A 14,514-nucleotide genomic window follows, 5' to 3' on the forward strand; every position below is an offset into this window, starting at 1 on the left:
GGCCGGGGGCGGGGCCTGCGGGTCAGATGCGAACGGTCTGGTCCTCGGCCTGGGGACGATCCACGGTCGCCCGGGGTGACCCACCGTCGCCGACGGGTTCCGTGACGGACGGCCACGACACGTCGTCGAGCGCCCCGGGCGCGTTGGCGTGGGCAGGCGGGCTCCCGCGCCCGGTCCTCCGCCCACGGGCAGCTCGTGCCGTCAGCGGGTCAGCCGGGGCGTCCGGACCCCGGCGCCGTGCCTCGGCGAGCGAGATGCCCGCGAAGAGCACCAGCACGCCCGCTGCGATCACGCCCACGAGCGTCCGGATGGTGCCCGAGATCACGACATGCGCCGCGGTCGGCGCTGCGACGGGGAGGATGGTGATGAGCGTACGGTCGTCGGCCCCGTTGACCTTCTGCATCGCGTGCAGCTCGTCCTGCATCCGCTGGCTGACCAGCTCGAGTGTGTGCTCCGCTTCCTGTGCGCTGGTCCCGGTCCCGACGACGTCCAGGATCTGCAGGGACGTAGGTGACTGCGCCACGCTGTAGTCACCGTCGGCGCCGGCCCCCACCATCGCCTGCCGGACGCCGTTCCCGTTCATGCGACCGGCCAGCACCTGCCCCACGGTGCCCTCGCTCGCGAAGCGGAGATAGGGGTTGTCCCAGTTGATCTCCGCCAAGGAGGGATCCTCGACCACCTCGCTCTGCGTGGGCTGCGGCAGCGGGTTGACGAGCACGTAAGAGGCGTGGGCGTTGTACTCCCGGGGAGCCAGCGTGAGCACACTGAGCGCACCCGCCACGGTCAACGTCACCATCACCGCGGTCAGCAGCCGGTGGCGCCAGAGTGATGCCATGATCGCGAGCAGGTCCACGTCAACTCCCTCGTAGCAGGGCCGAGTCGCCGGGACGCGCGGTGTCGGAGGAGGCCTGGCGCCTCTCTGCCCGCGCGAGCAGCCAGCACGTTCCGATACAACCGACGACCAGGGCGTGCAGGCCGCCGTACATGTTGAAGGCGAGTCCGTCGAAGGTGTAGGAGGCGACGGCGCTGGCGAGCGCCGCACCTGTCAGGGCGCCGGCGACGGCTCGCAGCCCCGGATCGCCGGATCGGCGCCGCGCGTCGATCCCGATCAGGACCGGTAGCAGCAGCCAGGCCAGCAGTCCGGTGAGACCGACGAGCCCGAGCTCGATGGCACTCTTGAAGTACTGGTTGTCCAGGATGTCCAGAGCGTTGCCGGGGACGTAGGTCCCGCCCCCGAAGCCGAACCACGGGTGCTCGGCCACCAGCCGCTGCACCAGGGGGACGTCCGCCAGCCGACCGGAGACCGAGGTGTCCGCGCTGCCCGCACCCACCAGATCCGCGAGGGTCCGGAAGTACCCGGGCCGCATCAGGCCGACCACGAAGGTGCCCAGCGGGATGATCACCAGCGCGGTCAGGCGCGGACGCGGCGGCAGGCACAGGATCAACACCGCCGATGACACGACCGCGGTCAACACCGCCGAGCGTGACACCGAAGCCGGGATGGCCAGGGCTATGAGCAGAACCGGCACCCACCGTCGCAACGCTGAGCGGGAACGGTCCTGCATGGCGACGACGATGGCGACGGGCAGCAGCATCCCGGAGATGACACCGAGCTCGATCGGGTGCGCCGACGTACCGAACACCCGCTGGAGCGCTCCCCGGTCCTCGTAGACGTCGTGGCTCAGGTCCACGCTGAAGCCCGGTAGCGAGCCACGGATGATCCCACTGAGGTCGACGTCGAGCAGCAGCTGGAGAACGGCGACGAACGCACAGAAGGCGGCACCGAGGACGGTCAGTCGCAGGACGGTCATCAGACCCCGCCGGCTCAGTCCCTCGGCGGCCACGAGGACCACGCCCGCGTACTGGGCCAGCATGACCAACCACCGGTCCGCGCCCAGTTGCTGCGTCACGGTGAGGCCGTGGAACGGGGTCAGGGCCCAGGAGATCAGGCTCATGACCGCGAGGTACACCAGCACGCCGCGCGTCGGGTGGCGGACGGCCACAGGGTCGTGGGACCCGAGGAGGGTGGAGACGACCCACCAGCCGAAGAGGGTCAGGGCCACCAGTCCCGCCACGAACCCCTGGCCGCCGAGGACCCCGATGACCAGGTTGGACGGGAACACGAACAGCGTCACGGCGTACAGCCCGACGGCGAACACGGCCTGCTTGTCGTCACGTGCCTCGGTGCGGTCGAGACTCCACCGGACGGACCGACGGTCCTCCATCGCGGCCCTCGCGGCCCCCGTCGGGACGGCTGGGGACGCCGACCCGTCGACGGCGCTCCCGGCCATCCCGTCGGGAGCCACGTGGGACAGCACCTCGGCGACCGTGAGGTCCTGCTGACCGCTGCGGGCACCGTGGGGCGTGGTCAGCAGGTGCCGGGGCCGGCCGGACCTCCTGTCGACAGGGCTGCGGGGTGGTGGAAGGGCACCACCGCCCGGGTCACCGGGGTGGTGTCTGCGGCCTGAGGCGTGTCGTCCGTCCACTGGTCGTCACGCAGCCACGGACCGGGCGGGGCCGTGGTCGACCCTGTCAGGACCGTGCGGTGGTCCGGGGAGGCCGGCGCGAGCGCGGCGGGAGATCAGGGCCCACAGTGCCGACCGCTCTCCCGGCTTGCCGATCCGGAGCAGGCAGTGGAGGACGGAGACCAGCCAGTAGGCGCCCACCGCCGCGGCCCCGTGCCACTTGCGGTAGTACCGGACCCGGTTGATCACGAGGAGAGCGACAAGTTGCGGGGACGAACCGGATCCCCCTCCCCGGTGCCGCGCGATGGCCGCCGGCGTATACCGGATCGTCCGACCGGCCTCGCGCAGCCGACGGAAGTAGTCCGTCTCCTCCGAGTACAGGAAGAAGCGGGTGTCCCAGCGACCAGCTGTCTCCACCGCCGTACGACGGAGCAACAGCGCAGCCCCGGTGGCCCACTCGACCGCGTGTTCGTGCCGGTAGGCGCCCGGGTCCCGGACGATCTCCGCAGACCAGGCCGGACGTCGAGGCAGGTGGTCCCCGAGGAGGGCCTCGCCCAAGCCGCGGAGCAGCGCAGGTTCTCGGCGCAGGGACGGTGCGACCCGGCCCGACGTGTCCAGCAAGGTGGGGACTACGACGTCCGCACCGCCTCGGGTACCCACCTCGACGAGGGTCTCGATGGCACGGGGCATCAGGGTCAGATCGGGATTGAGGACGAGCACCCAGGTGCTGGGGGGCAGCTCCGCCAGCGCGACGTTGATCGCTCCGGCGTAGCCGAGGTTGGCGCTCGACCGGATCAACCGGACGTCGTCGTGGGCCTGTACCACCCCCTCGACGTCGTCGGCGGAGGCGTTGTCGACGACCGTCGTGTGCACGGTGACGTGGCCGGCAGCAGCGGGGACCGAGTCGAGCAGGCTGTTCAGGTCCACGGCACTGTTGTAGGTGACGACGACGAGCGCGCAGTCCACCTCCACCTCGGGCTCACCCGGACGGCGCTCGTCGAACATCGGTCCCCGCTCGTCATCTGCATGCGCTCGCGCGACGTCCGGCCAGGCAGACCTGCTGACCGGACGTCGCAGAGGTGGGTGACCCTACGGCGAAACAGATGGCGCGTCACCGGCCTCGCGCCCGACTCGGCGCATCTATTGCCGGGCGATCCACAACGACACAGCACCGGTGGCCCCGTCAGGCACGTCGGCGACGAGCTGACTCCACCAGCGACTTCACCCGGTCCAGTCCGTCCCTGCCCAGCACGCGGTCGACCGCGCGTTTCGAGGCGGCGCGCCCCGCCTCACGGATCAGCCGCACGGGTGCTTCCACGACTGTCTCCCGTACCCACTCGGAGCGCCGGGGCTCGGGGACCTCCTCCAGTACACCGGGGAAGTCCTCCCGGTACGCGGAGGGGCCGACCCTGCGTCCACGGACCCGGTTGCTGACGTTGCCGCCGTGGACCACCTGGACCCAACCCGGTCGTCCCCCCAACACCACCACCGGCATGTGTCGGTGCAACCGGTTGTGCCACTCCGACCAGCACGTCACCGGCTCGTGCCAGGTCTCGCGCACCGAGCAGAAGGCGTTGAACCGATCCCGTCGCCGGTACAACCGACCGTCCCGCAAGATGAGGCCGTCCCCCACGTAGACCGCTGCCCGTGAGCCGGGCACCGGCGCGGACTGGACACGGGCGACGAAGTCCCGGGCGATGCTGTCGTCGTTGTCGAGGTTGGTCGTCACCAGCGCTCCCGCGACTCCGCCCGTCGCCGCGCGGATGTCCGCGAGGAGGTCCGAACGCGGCACCTCCTCCCTGAAGAGAGGCCGGAAGTGACCGCGCTCCTCGTGCGAGGCGATCCACTCGCGGAGCCACGCGGGGCTGGCGACGTCGAAGTAGACCAGCCACGAGAAGTCGCGGCTGGTCTGGGCCCGGACAGAAGGAAGGCAGTGCCGCTCGAAGAGCTCAACCCTGTCCCGCAGCCAGTTGTCCCGTGCCCTGACGATGCTCTCGTGGCCCTGAGAGGGCAGGTTGAAGCGGGTCAGCAGCGCATGGTCCACGCGGGTGGTCACTCTGCCCACCTCCTGACCGGACCCGGGTCCGGCCGGAGCCGCCCGTGTGGACGACGCCGCACCCGCCGCCTGGTGACTGGGACTCGCGGTTCCACCACACCCCCAGAGTGCATTGGTCGACGGCTCCGCCGACTGGGGCGACCGGGGTCTCGCGCCAGTCGACCGGGTACGCCGGCCTCCCGCCCCGTGGCCACCGTGCGGTCGCGCATACTGGCACACCCGTGGCGGGGATGGGCCGGTCCGGCACCGCGGTCCGCGAGGCCACCCCGCCCGGTGTGGAGGGCTATCGTCCGCGCCATGGCGAGCGCTACCCGATGAGCGCCCCGCTCGGCCGGTCCTGGCAGCGGGGCGGGCGGCGCAGATCCCGACGTCCTCGCTCCACCACGACAGGACTCCCCCTGGTCGACGGCAGGCACCTCGACGGCACGCCGGTCCTGTGGTTCCCGGGCGTGCGCTGGACCGCGGTCACCGGAACGGACAAGTTGCTGACGACCGAGATCTCCCGCCGACGGCCGGTCCTGTGGATCGAACCGCCGGAAGCGCTGCACCGGTGGGTGCGTCACCACGGGATCCGCGGGCTGGTCCGACCGATGAGGGTGGAGGAGGTGTCGCCCTCGCTCAGGGTCGTGCACGTCGTGGGTCCGCCCTGGCCCAACCGACGGATGACCTGGCGGCTGTCCGCCTGGTGCGCGGTCCTCGCCGCCCGCCGTGCGATCCGCGCCGCCCTGCCAGACGTCCGGGCCGGCCGGTCGACGGTCGTGGTGGCCACCGCACAACCTCGTCCCCTCCGGGCGCAGACCCGTCTGTACTTCGCCACGGACGACTTCGTCGCAGGTTCCGGACTGATGGACATCTCGCCACGGCTCCTGCAGCAGTGGGAGGCACGACAACTGGGGGACGCGGACGTCCCGATCGCCATCTCGCCGTCCCTGGCACAGCGCTGGGCGGCGGCCGGGTACCGACCGCTCGTGCTCCCGAACGGTTGCGATCCCGGCCTGCGCGACCGGGTGCGCGGGGCCGATCCGGCAGCCGATGTCCGACTTCCCCGACCCATAGCAGGGGTCGTCGGACAGCTCAGCGCTCGGTTGGACCTCCGGATGCTGGAGTGCGTCGCCGAGACAGGGCTCTCCCTACTGCTGGTCGGACCGCTCGACCCCGCGCTGTTGCCGGGGCGTGTCACCGCCCTCCTCAGTCGCCCCAACGTCCAGTGGACGGGACCCCGGCCCTTCGAACAGCTCCCCTCCTACCTGCGGGTGATGGATGTCGGACTCACCCCGTACGCACGGTCCGACTTCAACCTCGCCAGCGTTCCCCTCAAGACGTTGGAGTACCTCGCTGCCGGACTGCCGGTGGTGAGCACCCGGCTGCCTGCGCTGGACCTCGTCCCCGCGGGGCTCGTCGAGACCGCCGACACGCCTGATGAGTTCGCGGCGACCGCGCGGCGTGTGGCCTCCGCAGGGAGATCGCGCGCGTCGGGCTCCCGGCAGGACGCCTTCGTACGCGCCAACAGCTGGTCGGCCAGGGCTGAGTCACTCCTCGCCGCTGCCGACGTCGCCGCGGGGATCAGGCCGGGCGGGCGTTGAAGTCGTCCAAGGGCACGTGTGTCCACAAGCGCTGCACTCTGCGCCGGAGCTTGTGCCCCACGACGCTGCGGGCTGCAGACACGCCCTCGGTGACCGTGCGGAGTGCGCCGGCCCTCCCGGCCATCGCCTGCCGGTAGACCTCCTCCTGCACCGCAGCCGCAGCCGTGAGGCTGAACCGGCTCTCGACGAGCTCGCGGCCGTAACCCCCCAGCTGTCCGCGCCTGTCCCCGTCGTCGAGGACGGTCGCGAGGACCGTACTCAGGTGTGCGGCGGCGTCCTCCGGGTCACGCTCGGCCACCCCGTACCAGCCCTGCTCGAGGAAGGTGTGGACGCTGTCGGGCGTCAGGAGCTCGAAGAAGCCGCCCTCCCCCTGCACCACCAGCGGTTTCGCGAAAGCCAAGGCCCGGAGTGCCGAGCCGCCCATGCCCAGGCAGACGTCTGCCGTGTCGTAGGCGCCTCGCGGGTCGGCGAGCTGCCCCGTCATCAGGACCACTTCTCTGCCGCAGCGGTGGTTGGCATCGTCGACCGCTCTACGCACCTCGGGCGCCGCCGGACCGTCTCCCACCACGACCAGGCGGATGGCCCGGTGCCGGGTCAGCGCCGCGACCGCGCGGACGGCCGTGAGGATGCCCTCCAGCTTGAGCTCGTGTGCGAGCCGGGACACGACGACGACCTGGGCGGTACCGGGGTCGACCGGGTACGCGGCGCGGAACGCGGCCGCGGCGATCCCCGGCCGGTTGGCCTGCGTGTCGACCGGTGGCTCGAGGAGCTGGACCGGGCCACGCCGCACACGGCGGGCCTGGTCGGCCAGCCGCTGGGTGCCGACGACGAGCGGCATGGACGAGGGCAGGAAGGGCGGCACGGCCATGGACATCACCGTGGCCACGGCGGCCACGTGCGGTCGCAGGGCACGCACGGCGAATGCCTCGAGGGCCGGCGGCCACTCGTAACCGTGCAGGACGTCCAGCCCACGGTCGCGCACCAGGCGCGCCAGGTCGGCGGTGACCGTGGGCGAGGGGTGGAACGGCGCGGTGGCCGCCGGTACGTGCTCGAGACCCAGGTCGTGGGCGTGGGAGAGCAGGTCCCCGTCGGGCGCGTAGAGCAGCACCTCGTGTCCGCGATCGCGAACGGCCGCGGCGATCTCGAGCGCGTTGAGCTGGCTGCCGCCGATCTCCATCGTGTGCGGGTACACGAGGACGCGCAGAGGCCTCACGGGCGGATCCCTCCTGTCGAGATCGCGGCCCCGGTCGACGAGGGGACCGCCGGCACCGACGGGGCGACCTCCTGGCGTCCGAGGTCACTGCGGAGCCGCCGGACGTCGTCCCGCGCCCGGTACAGCAGCAACGCGACCGCCGCGACTGCCGGTACGGCGGCGGTCGCCAGCGCCACGATGTCCGGGTCGACGGTCCGGGACACGAGCCACGCGAGCGCTCCCACGACGGCGGCGACCCCGGCCGGCAGGGCGACCCGCCGACCGACCGCGGCGGGAGCGACCCCCGACCGGCTCACCGCGGTGAGGTAGACGGGCGCGACCACCAGCGCCGCAACGAGGAGGGACGCAGCCGCGGTTCCCTCCGCTCCGGCTGCCCGCGCACCCAGGACCGTCGCCGGAAGCAGCGCAGCGAGCCACACGACCTGGGCGGCGAAGACCGCCCGGGTTCGGGCCAGGACGACCAGGTGGTCGTAGTGCAACTCGAACAGCACCCGCAGCACGGCGAGTGCGGCCAGCCACGGCAGGGCCTCGGCCGCCGGGGCCCACACGGTGCCGTAGACCAGTCGCACGAGCGGCTCGGCGGCTCCACCCAGGAGCGCGCACACCGGCGCAGTGACGGCGGTGAGCAGGCCCGCGAACACGAGGAAGGTCGAGCGCATCACGTCGGGACGGTGTTGCAGCCGGGCGAGCGTGGCCGGAGCGACTGCCCTGACGGGTTGGGAGAAGACGGCGACCGGCCAGTTCGCCAGGTTGACCGCGAGGACGTAGAGACCCAGCGGGACCGGCCCGAGCACGGCTCCGACGACCAGTCGGTCGACGTTGCCGACAGCGAAGACGACGATGCTCGAGCCCGCCAGCGGCAGCCCGAAGCGGAGCAGCGCGCGGGCTCGTCCGGGGTCGAACCCCAATCGCAGCGCCGACGGCGCGAACGCGGCGAGCAGCACGCCACCGGCGACGGCGCCGGTGAGCTGCCCGATGGCCAGGCTGATCGCCCCTGCACCGGCCAGCGCACAACCGATCGAGACGAGGGCGCCGACCCACGTGGTCACCTGGTCGGCGACGAGCTTGCGGTCCTGCCGGAACTGGCGTTGCAGGACTGCTGCCGGAGCGGCCACCAGGCCGTTGACGAGCACGCACACGCAGAGCAGCCGGACCGTTGGGGTCGCATCGGGCTGGCCCATGAGGTCACTGAACGCCGGTGCCGCGAACCAGCAGCCGGCATAGGTGACGAGGCTCGAGCCCACGGACAGCGTGGCGACGGTCGGTGCGATGTCCTCCGGCTCTCCCGGCCAGCGGACGATCGCCAGGCTGACACCAAGCTCGTTGAAGCTGAGGACGGCCAGCAGCGCCACGAGGGCGACGGCGAACGTCCCGAACTCCTCGGGACCGAGGATGCGCGCGAGTGCGATGCCGATCGCGAGGGTGCTCAGCTTGCCGATCGCCGTGCTCGCCACGCTCCAGCCGAGGGCATGCCCCGCACGATTGAAGAGCGAGGCCTCCTCGCTGACGCGCAGGCCCATGATCAGGCGCCCGATGACGCCGGGATCGGAGCGTGCTCGAGGCCCGCGCCGGGACCTGGGCACACGTACGCCGCACCGCAGGCGGCGCAGGTCAGGTCGTCGAGCCGCTCGCCGCAGGCGCAGACCCAGCCGCGCTGCCGGGCGGGGTTGCCGGCGACGAAGGCGTGCGCCGGGACGTCGCGGGTGATGACGGAGCCGGCGGCGGCGAAGGCGTGCCGGCCGATGCGGGTGCCGCAGACGACGACGGTGCCCGCGCCGAGCGTGACGCCGTCCTCGACCACGGTCGGCAGCAGCGCGTCGGCACCCTTCTTCACGTGCGCGCGGGGCCGCAGGTCGTTGGTGAACACGACGCCGGGGCCGAGGAACACGTCGTCGCCGATGTCGACGCCGTCGAAGACGAGGACGCCGTTCTTCACGGTCACCCGGTCGCCGAGGCGGGCGCCGCCCTCGACGTAGGCGTGGTCGCACACGTTGCAGTCGACCCCGACGCGGGCGCCGGGCAGCACGTGCGCCCAGGCCCAGATCCGGGTGCCGGGGCCGACGTCGTCGCTCTCGCACAGCCCCAGCCGGTGCACCTGCACGCCGGGCGGCTCAGCCATGCCGCACCACCGCCCCGGCGAGCACCTCGGCGACGCGCTCCTGCTGGGCGGGCGTGATGCCCGGGAACAGCGGCAGGGAGAGGATCTCGCCGGCCGCCCGCTCGGCGACCGGGAAGTCGCCCGGCCCGTGACCCAGCGGGGCCAGCGCGCCGGTCAGGTGCACCGGCACCGGGTAGTGCACGCCGGCCCCGATCCCGGCCGCGTTGAGGTCGGCCAGCACGGCGTCGCGGGCGGCCACCCGCACGACGTAGAGGTGCCACACGTGCTCGTTGCCCGGCGCCACCGCCGGCAGCCGCACGCTCGGGACGCCGGCGAGCAGGTCCGCGTAGCGGTCGGCGGCGGCCACCCGCTCGGCGTTCCACCCGGCGAGCCGGTGCAGCTTGGCCCGCAGCACCACAGCCTGCAGGGTGTCCAGGCGGGAGTTGAAGCCCAGGACGGGGTGCTCGTACTTGACCTCGCTGCCGTGGTTGGCGAGCAGCCGCACCGTGCGGGCGACGCCGGGGTCGTCGGTGGTCACCGCGCCCGCGTCGCCGTAGGCGCCGAGGTTCTTGCCCGGGTAGAAGCTCGTGCCGGCCGCGGTGCCCCAGCCGCCCATCGGCACCCCGCGGTGGGTGGCGCCCTGCGACTGCGCGGCGTCCTCGACCACCACCAGCCCGTACCGCTCGGCGACCTCCCGGATCTCCGCCATCGGGGCCATCTGGCCGAACAGGTGGACCGGGAGCACCGCGCGGCACTCCCCCGCGACCGCCTCGAGGGCCGCCGGGTCGAGCAGCAGGTGCTCGTCGTCGACGTCGACCGGCACCGGCCGGGCACCGGCGCGCAGCACCGCCTCCGCGCTGGCCACGAAGGTGTTGGCCGGCAGCGCCACGGGGTCGCCCGCGCCGACGCCCGCGGCCCGCAGCGCGAACTCCAGCGCGTCGGTGCCGTTGCCGACGCCGACGCAGTGCGCCCGGCCGGTGAAGGCGGCGAACTCCTCCTCGAAGGCGCCCACGTCGGGTCCCTGCACGAACGCGGTCGTGGCCAGCACCCGCGCGAACCCCTCGGCCACCTCGTCGGCGATGCGGTCGCGCTGGATGCCGAGGTCGACCAGCGGGACCGGACGGGTCGTCACGGGTCGGTCGACGGTCGTCACAGGGAGGCCTCCAGGAGGGCAGCGGTGGACGGGACGAGCGGGCGGGCCGGGTTACCGGCCCAGGTCTGACCGGGCGGCACGTCACGGAGGACGACGCTGCCCATGCCGACGACGGCGCCGGCGCCGATCCGCCGGTGCTCGCGGACGAGGGCGCCCGACCCGAGGTAGGCGGCGGCGCCGACCGAGACGCCGCCGGCCAGCCGGACGCCGGCGCCGGAGGTGGCCGCGTCGCCGACCTCGTCGTCGTGGGTGAGCACGACGTGCGGCATCAGGTAGACGTGCCGGCCCACGGTCACCGCGGCGGTGAGGACGACGCCGGCGTGCAGCACCGAGCCGGTGCCGACCGTGCTGTCCGGCGAGACGACGGCCAGCGGGTGCACCACGGTGGCCCAGACCTCGTCGGGCAGGCCGAGCCGGTCGACGAGCCGCTGCCGGGAGGCCGGGGCACCCGGGTTGCCGACGCAGGCCAGCAGCAGCGCCCCGCGGGCCGCGTGCTGTGCGGCCTCGCCGGTGGGCCCGAGCACGGGGACGCCGTCGACGGCCGCGCCCGCGCGCGCCGGGTCGTCGTCGAGGAACCCGGCGACCGCGACGGGGACGCCGGCGGCCTCCGGGCAGGCGCGCAGCAGCTGGACGACCTCGCGGGCGGCACCGCCCGAGCCGAGGACGACCAGCGGCCGCGCGGTCGCGCTCACCGCAGTGCCGCGCGGAGGGCGTCGACCACGCGGTCCTGGTCGGCCTCGGTCATCTGGTGGAACAGCGGCAGGACCAGGCTGTCGGCGGTGAGGCGCTCGGTCACCGGCAGGCTGACCCGCGGCCGGTCGGCGTAGGCGGGCTCGAGGTGGGCGGCCATGATGCCGCGGCGGCAGGAGATCCCGGCCGCGCTCATCCGCTCCAGGACGGCGTCCCGGCCGACCGGCGCGTCCTCGGGCAGCAGCACCCAGCAGGACTGGAAGTTCGTCGTCCCCCAGAGCGGGTCGGCCACCATCCGCAGGCCGGACAGGTCGGCGAGCAGCTCGCGGTAACGGGCGGCCAGCTCCCGGCGACGGGCGACCATCGCGTCCAGCCGGGTCAGCTGCACCTGCCCGATGGCGGCCTGCACGTCGGTCATCCGGAAGTTGAAGCCGGGTTCGAGGTACTGCTCCGGCGCGACCCTGCCGGTGGCGTGCCGGTCGGCCGCGCTGACGCTCATGCCGTGCTCCCGCAGCCGGCGGGCGCGGGCGGCCACCTCCGGCGCGGTGGTGGTCAGCATGCCGCCCTCGCCGGTGGTCACCAGCTTTCGGGGGTGGAAGGAGAAGGCGGCCAGGTGCGCCCCGGCGCCCACCGGGCGGCCGTGCAGGGTGCTGCCGATGGCGCAGGCGGCGTCCTCCACCACCGCGATCCCCCGGGGCGCGAGCAGCGCCTCCAGCGCGGGGACGTCGGCGGGGACGCCGGCCTGGTGCACGACCACGACGGCGCGGGTGCGCGGGGTGAGCACCGCCTCGACCGTGGCGGGCGTCAGGTTGCCGGTGAGCGCGTCGACGTCGGCGAAGACCGGCTGGGCGCCCACGTAGCGGGCGGCGTTGGCGGTGGCGATGAAGGAGAACGAGGGGACGACGACCTCGTCGCCGGGTCCGACGCCGAGCAGGTGCAGCGCCAGGTGCAGCCCGGTCGTGCAGTTGGAGACGGCGACCGCCTCGGGGACCCCGATCCGGCGGGCGAAGGTCTCCTCGAACGCCTTGACCCGCGGCCCCTGCGCGACCCAGCCCGAGGCCACCGCCTCGGCGGCGGCCGCGGCCTCCTCCTCCCCCAGCCAAGGCTTCATCACCGGGATGGTGGGCAGCGCCGGCAGGTCGACGAGGGTCATGCCAGGGTCTCCTGCGCCGGCGCGCACTCGGCGCGCCACCACTCGACCAGGCCCCGCAGGCCCTCGTCGAGACCGATCTGCGCGGTCCAGCCGAGCTGCTCCCGGGCCGCGGTCACGTCGGCCAGCCGTCGGGTGACGGCGTTGACCTTGCGGGCCTCGCCGTGCACCGGCGTCAGGTCCGACGCCATCGCCGCGAGCAGCCGGTCGGCGAGCTCGCGCAGGCTGGTCTCGGTGCCGGAGGCGATGTTGAAGACGGTGTCGGTGACGTCGGCGCGCGCGGCCAGCAGGTTGGCGCGGGCGATGTCCTCGACGTGGACGAAGTCCATCGTCTGCAGGCCGTCGCCGAGGATCAGCGGCGGCTCGCCGGCGGCGATGCGCTCCATCCAGCGGATGAGCACCTCGGTGTAGACGCCGTACACGTCCATCCGCGGGCCGTAGACGTTGAAGTAGCGCAGCACGACCGAGTCGAGGTCGTACATGGCCTTGAAGCTGCGCAGCATGCCCTCGTTGAAGGCCTTGGCCGCCCCGTAGAAGGTGTCGTTGTTGTACGGGTGGTGCCGCTCGGTGGTCGGGAACTCCTCCGCGAGGCCGTAGACCGAGGCCGACGACGAGGCGACCACCTTGGCCACGCCGTGCTCGGCGGCGGCCTCGAGCACCGTGAAGGTGCCGTCGACCAGCGACTCGAGCGCCAGCCGCGGCTGCTCGGCGCACTGGGTGATCCGCAGCGCGGCGAGGTGGAAGACCAGGTCCCTGCCGCGGGTCAGCTCGTGGACGAGCGCGACGTCGCGGATGTCCCCCTCCACCACCCGGACGACGTCGCCACCGCGTTCCAGGGCCCGGTCGAGGTTGGCCAGCCGGCCGCGGACGAGGTTGTCGAGGACGACGACCTCCGCGGCCCCGGCGTCGACGAGCTGGTCGACGACGTGCGACCCGATCGTGCCCGCGCCGCCGGTGACCAGCACCCGGCTGCCGGAGAGCTCCACGGCGGCGCTCACGCGGCCACCTCCGCGGTGACCTGCTCCACCGGCACCGCGACGCCGCCGGCGCGCAGGCTGGTGCTCGCCGCCTCCAGCATCGCCAGCACCCGCAGCCCGGAGCGGCCGTCGGTGAGCGGTGGCCGCCCCTCGGTGATCGCGGCGGCGAACTCGCCCATCATCGTGCGCAGTGCCTCTCTCTCGGGGAGTGCCGGGGCGACCATGTCCCCGATCCGGTAGGACACCCGCGTCTGGTTGCGGGCCTCGACGCCCAGCTCGGCGGGGTCGCGGGTCTCGATGGAGCGGTCGTAGACCGCCACGCGCTGGGTCGGGTTGAGGTCGTCCCAGACGACGGTGCGCCGGGAGCCGCCGACGATCGTCGTGCGGACCTTCGTCGGCGACAGCCAGTTGACGTGCACGTGCGCGAGCGCACCCGAGCTGAGCTGGATCGACAGGTGGGCCACGCACACCTGCCCGCAGCCGAGCGGGTCGGCGCCGTGCGCGGCCACGCTCACCGGCGTGACGCCGTCGGGGAGCAGCGAGTCGAGGATCGACAGGTCGTGCGGCGCGAGGTCCCAGACGACGTCGACGTCGGCCTGCACCAGGCCGAGGTTGATCCGCACCGAGTCCAGGTACTGCAGGACGCCGAGCTCGCCGCCGCGCACCAGCTCGCGCAGGTGGGACACCGCCGGCGTGTAGCAGTAGGTGTGGTCGAGCATGAGGACCAGGCCCGCGTCCTCAGCGGTGCGCACGATCTTCGCGCCGTCGGCGAGGCTGGCCGCCAGCGGCTTCTCGACCAGCACGTGCTTGCCGGCGGCGAGAGCCGCCATCGCGATGCCTGCGTGGGTGGCCGCCGGCGTGGCCACCGCCACCGCCGCCACGGCGGGGTCGGACAGCACCGCGTCGAGGTCGTCGGTGACCCGTACGGTGCTGTAGTCCCCGAGGACGGCGCGCGCCCGGTTCACGTCCAGGTCGCAGAGGTACTCGAGCCGGAGCGCAGGGGTGGCCTGCGCGTTGCGGACCAGGTTCGGTCCCCAGTAGCCCGCGCCGATCACGGCGATGCCGATGGGTGTCGTCACTGTCGTCTCCCCGTGGTCCTCGACCGGTCGCGCCGGGCCAGTCTGGTGTG

13 protein-coding genes are annotated in these 14,514 nt (G+C 73.3%); 1 reads left to right on the plus strand and 12 read right to left on the minus strand.

Annotated features, from left to right (window positions below):
• Window positions 1-22: 22 nt before the first annotated feature.
• From ACI8AD_RS05455 to ACI8AD_RS05470, 4 genes are all read right to left on the minus strand, one after another.
• Entirely contained in the window at window positions 23-853 is an 831-nt protein-coding gene (locus ACI8AD_RS05455; RefSeq protein WP_456869511.1) for a hypothetical protein, read from the minus strand.
• Between the two features lies 1 nt (window position 854).
• Window positions 855-2,225, minus strand: a complete 1,371-nt coding sequence (locus tag ACI8AD_RS05460; RefSeq protein WP_456869512.1) for an O-antigen ligase family protein — start codon at window positions 2,223-2,225, stop codon at window positions 855-857.
• Between the two features lie 267 nt (window positions 2,226-2,492).
• Window positions 2,493-3,470 (minus strand): glycosyltransferase family 2 protein, encoded by a 978-nt coding sequence (locus ACI8AD_RS05465; protein ID WP_456869513.1) that lies wholly within the window; start codon window positions 3,468-3,470, stop codon window positions 2,493-2,495.
• Window positions 3,471-3,648: 178 nt separating this feature from the next.
• Window positions 3,649-4,521: a glycosyltransferase gene (locus ACI8AD_RS05470; protein ID WP_456869514.1), complete on the minus strand. Its 873-nt coding sequence runs from the start codon at window positions 4,519-4,521 to the stop codon at window positions 3,649-3,651.
• Between the two features lie 230 nt (window positions 4,522-4,751).
• On the opposite strand from ACI8AD_RS05470, the gene ACI8AD_RS05475 reads away from it, so the two are divergent.
• Complete coding sequence (locus ACI8AD_RS05475) at window positions 4,752-6,104, plus strand: glycosyltransferase (protein ID WP_456869631.1); 1,353 nt, start codon at window positions 4,752-4,754, stop codon at window positions 6,102-6,104.
• On the opposite strand, the gene ACI8AD_RS05480 is transcribed toward ACI8AD_RS05475, so the two are convergent.
• The 8 genes from ACI8AD_RS05480 to ACI8AD_RS05515 all read right to left on the minus strand — a co-directional run bounded on the left by ACI8AD_RS05480 (window position 6,085) and on the right by ACI8AD_RS05515 (window position 14,464).
• Entirely contained in the window at window positions 6,085-7,317 is a 1,233-nt protein-coding gene (locus ACI8AD_RS05480; RefSeq protein ID WP_456869515.1) for a glycosyltransferase family 4 protein, read from the minus strand. The two genes, ACI8AD_RS05475 and ACI8AD_RS05480, sit on opposite strands and share 20 nt — an antisense overlap.
• Complete coding sequence (locus ACI8AD_RS05485; RefSeq protein WP_456869516.1) at window positions 7,314-8,771, minus strand: oligosaccharide flippase family protein; 1,458 nt, start codon at window positions 8,769-8,771, stop codon at window positions 7,314-7,316. Before ACI8AD_RS05485 ends, ACI8AD_RS05480 begins: the two co-directional genes overlap by 4 nt.
• Before the next feature lie 68 nt (window positions 8,772-8,839).
• Window positions 8,840-9,436: an acyltransferase gene (locus ACI8AD_RS05490; protein WP_456869517.1), complete on the minus strand. Its 597-nt coding sequence runs from the start codon at window positions 9,434-9,436 to the stop codon at window positions 8,840-8,842.
• On the minus strand, window positions 9,429-10,547 hold the full coding sequence (locus ACI8AD_RS05495) for a DegT/DnrJ/EryC1/StrS family aminotransferase (protein ID WP_456869518.1): 1,119 nt from the start codon (window positions 10,545-10,547) through the stop codon (window positions 9,429-9,431). The genes ACI8AD_RS05490 and ACI8AD_RS05495 overlap by 8 nt, the downstream gene beginning before the upstream one ends.
• Before the next feature lie 17 nt (window positions 10,548-10,564).
• Window positions 10,565-11,260, minus strand: coding sequence for a NeuD/PglB/VioB family sugar acetyltransferase (locus ACI8AD_RS05500; RefSeq protein WP_456869519.1), 696 nt, complete (start codon window positions 11,258-11,260; stop codon window positions 10,565-10,567).
• The gene (locus tag ACI8AD_RS05505; protein ID WP_456869520.1) at window positions 11,257-12,411 is read right to left on the minus strand and encodes a DegT/DnrJ/EryC1/StrS family aminotransferase; all 1,155 of its coding nucleotides are present in this window, start codon (window positions 12,409-12,411) and stop codon (window positions 11,257-11,259) included. Before ACI8AD_RS05505 ends, ACI8AD_RS05500 begins: the two co-directional genes overlap by 4 nt.
• Complete coding sequence (locus tag ACI8AD_RS05510; protein ID WP_456869521.1) at window positions 12,408-13,406, minus strand: NAD-dependent epimerase/dehydratase family protein; 999 nt, start codon at window positions 13,404-13,406, stop codon at window positions 12,408-12,410. Before ACI8AD_RS05510 ends, ACI8AD_RS05505 begins: the two co-directional genes overlap by 4 nt.
• Window positions 13,403-14,464, minus strand: coding sequence for a Gfo/Idh/MocA family protein (locus tag ACI8AD_RS05515; RefSeq protein ID WP_456869522.1), 1,062 nt, complete (start codon window positions 14,462-14,464; stop codon window positions 13,403-13,405). Before ACI8AD_RS05515 ends, ACI8AD_RS05510 begins: the two co-directional genes overlap by 4 nt.
• Window positions 14,465-14,514: the final 50 nt, after the last annotated feature.

The sequence above is a fragment of the Geodermatophilus sp. SYSU D00766 genome (assembly GCF_054049915.1).

Excerpts from the sequence above, each read along its gene's own strand:
- ACI8AD_RS05460 (WP_456869512.1), bottom strand. The coding sequence starts at position 2,225 with ATGGAGGACCGTCGGTCCGTCCGGTGGAGTCTCGACCGCACCGAGGCA.
- ACI8AD_RS05465 (WP_456869513.1), bottom strand. The coding sequence starts at position 3,470 with ATGTTCGACGAGCGCCGTCCGGGTGAGCCCGAGGTGGAGGTGGACTGC.
- ACI8AD_RS05475 (WP_456869631.1), top strand. The coding sequence starts at position 4,752 with ATGGGCCGGTCCGGCACCGCGGTCCGCGAGGCCACCCCGCCCGGTGTG.
- ACI8AD_RS05490 (WP_456869517.1), bottom strand. The coding sequence starts at position 9,436 with ATGGCTGAGCCGCCCGGCGTGCAGGTGCACCGGCTGGGGCTGTGCGAG.
- ACI8AD_RS05505 (WP_456869520.1), bottom strand. The coding sequence starts at position 12,411 with ATGACCCTCGTCGACCTGCCGGCGCTGCCCACCATCCCGGTGATGAAG.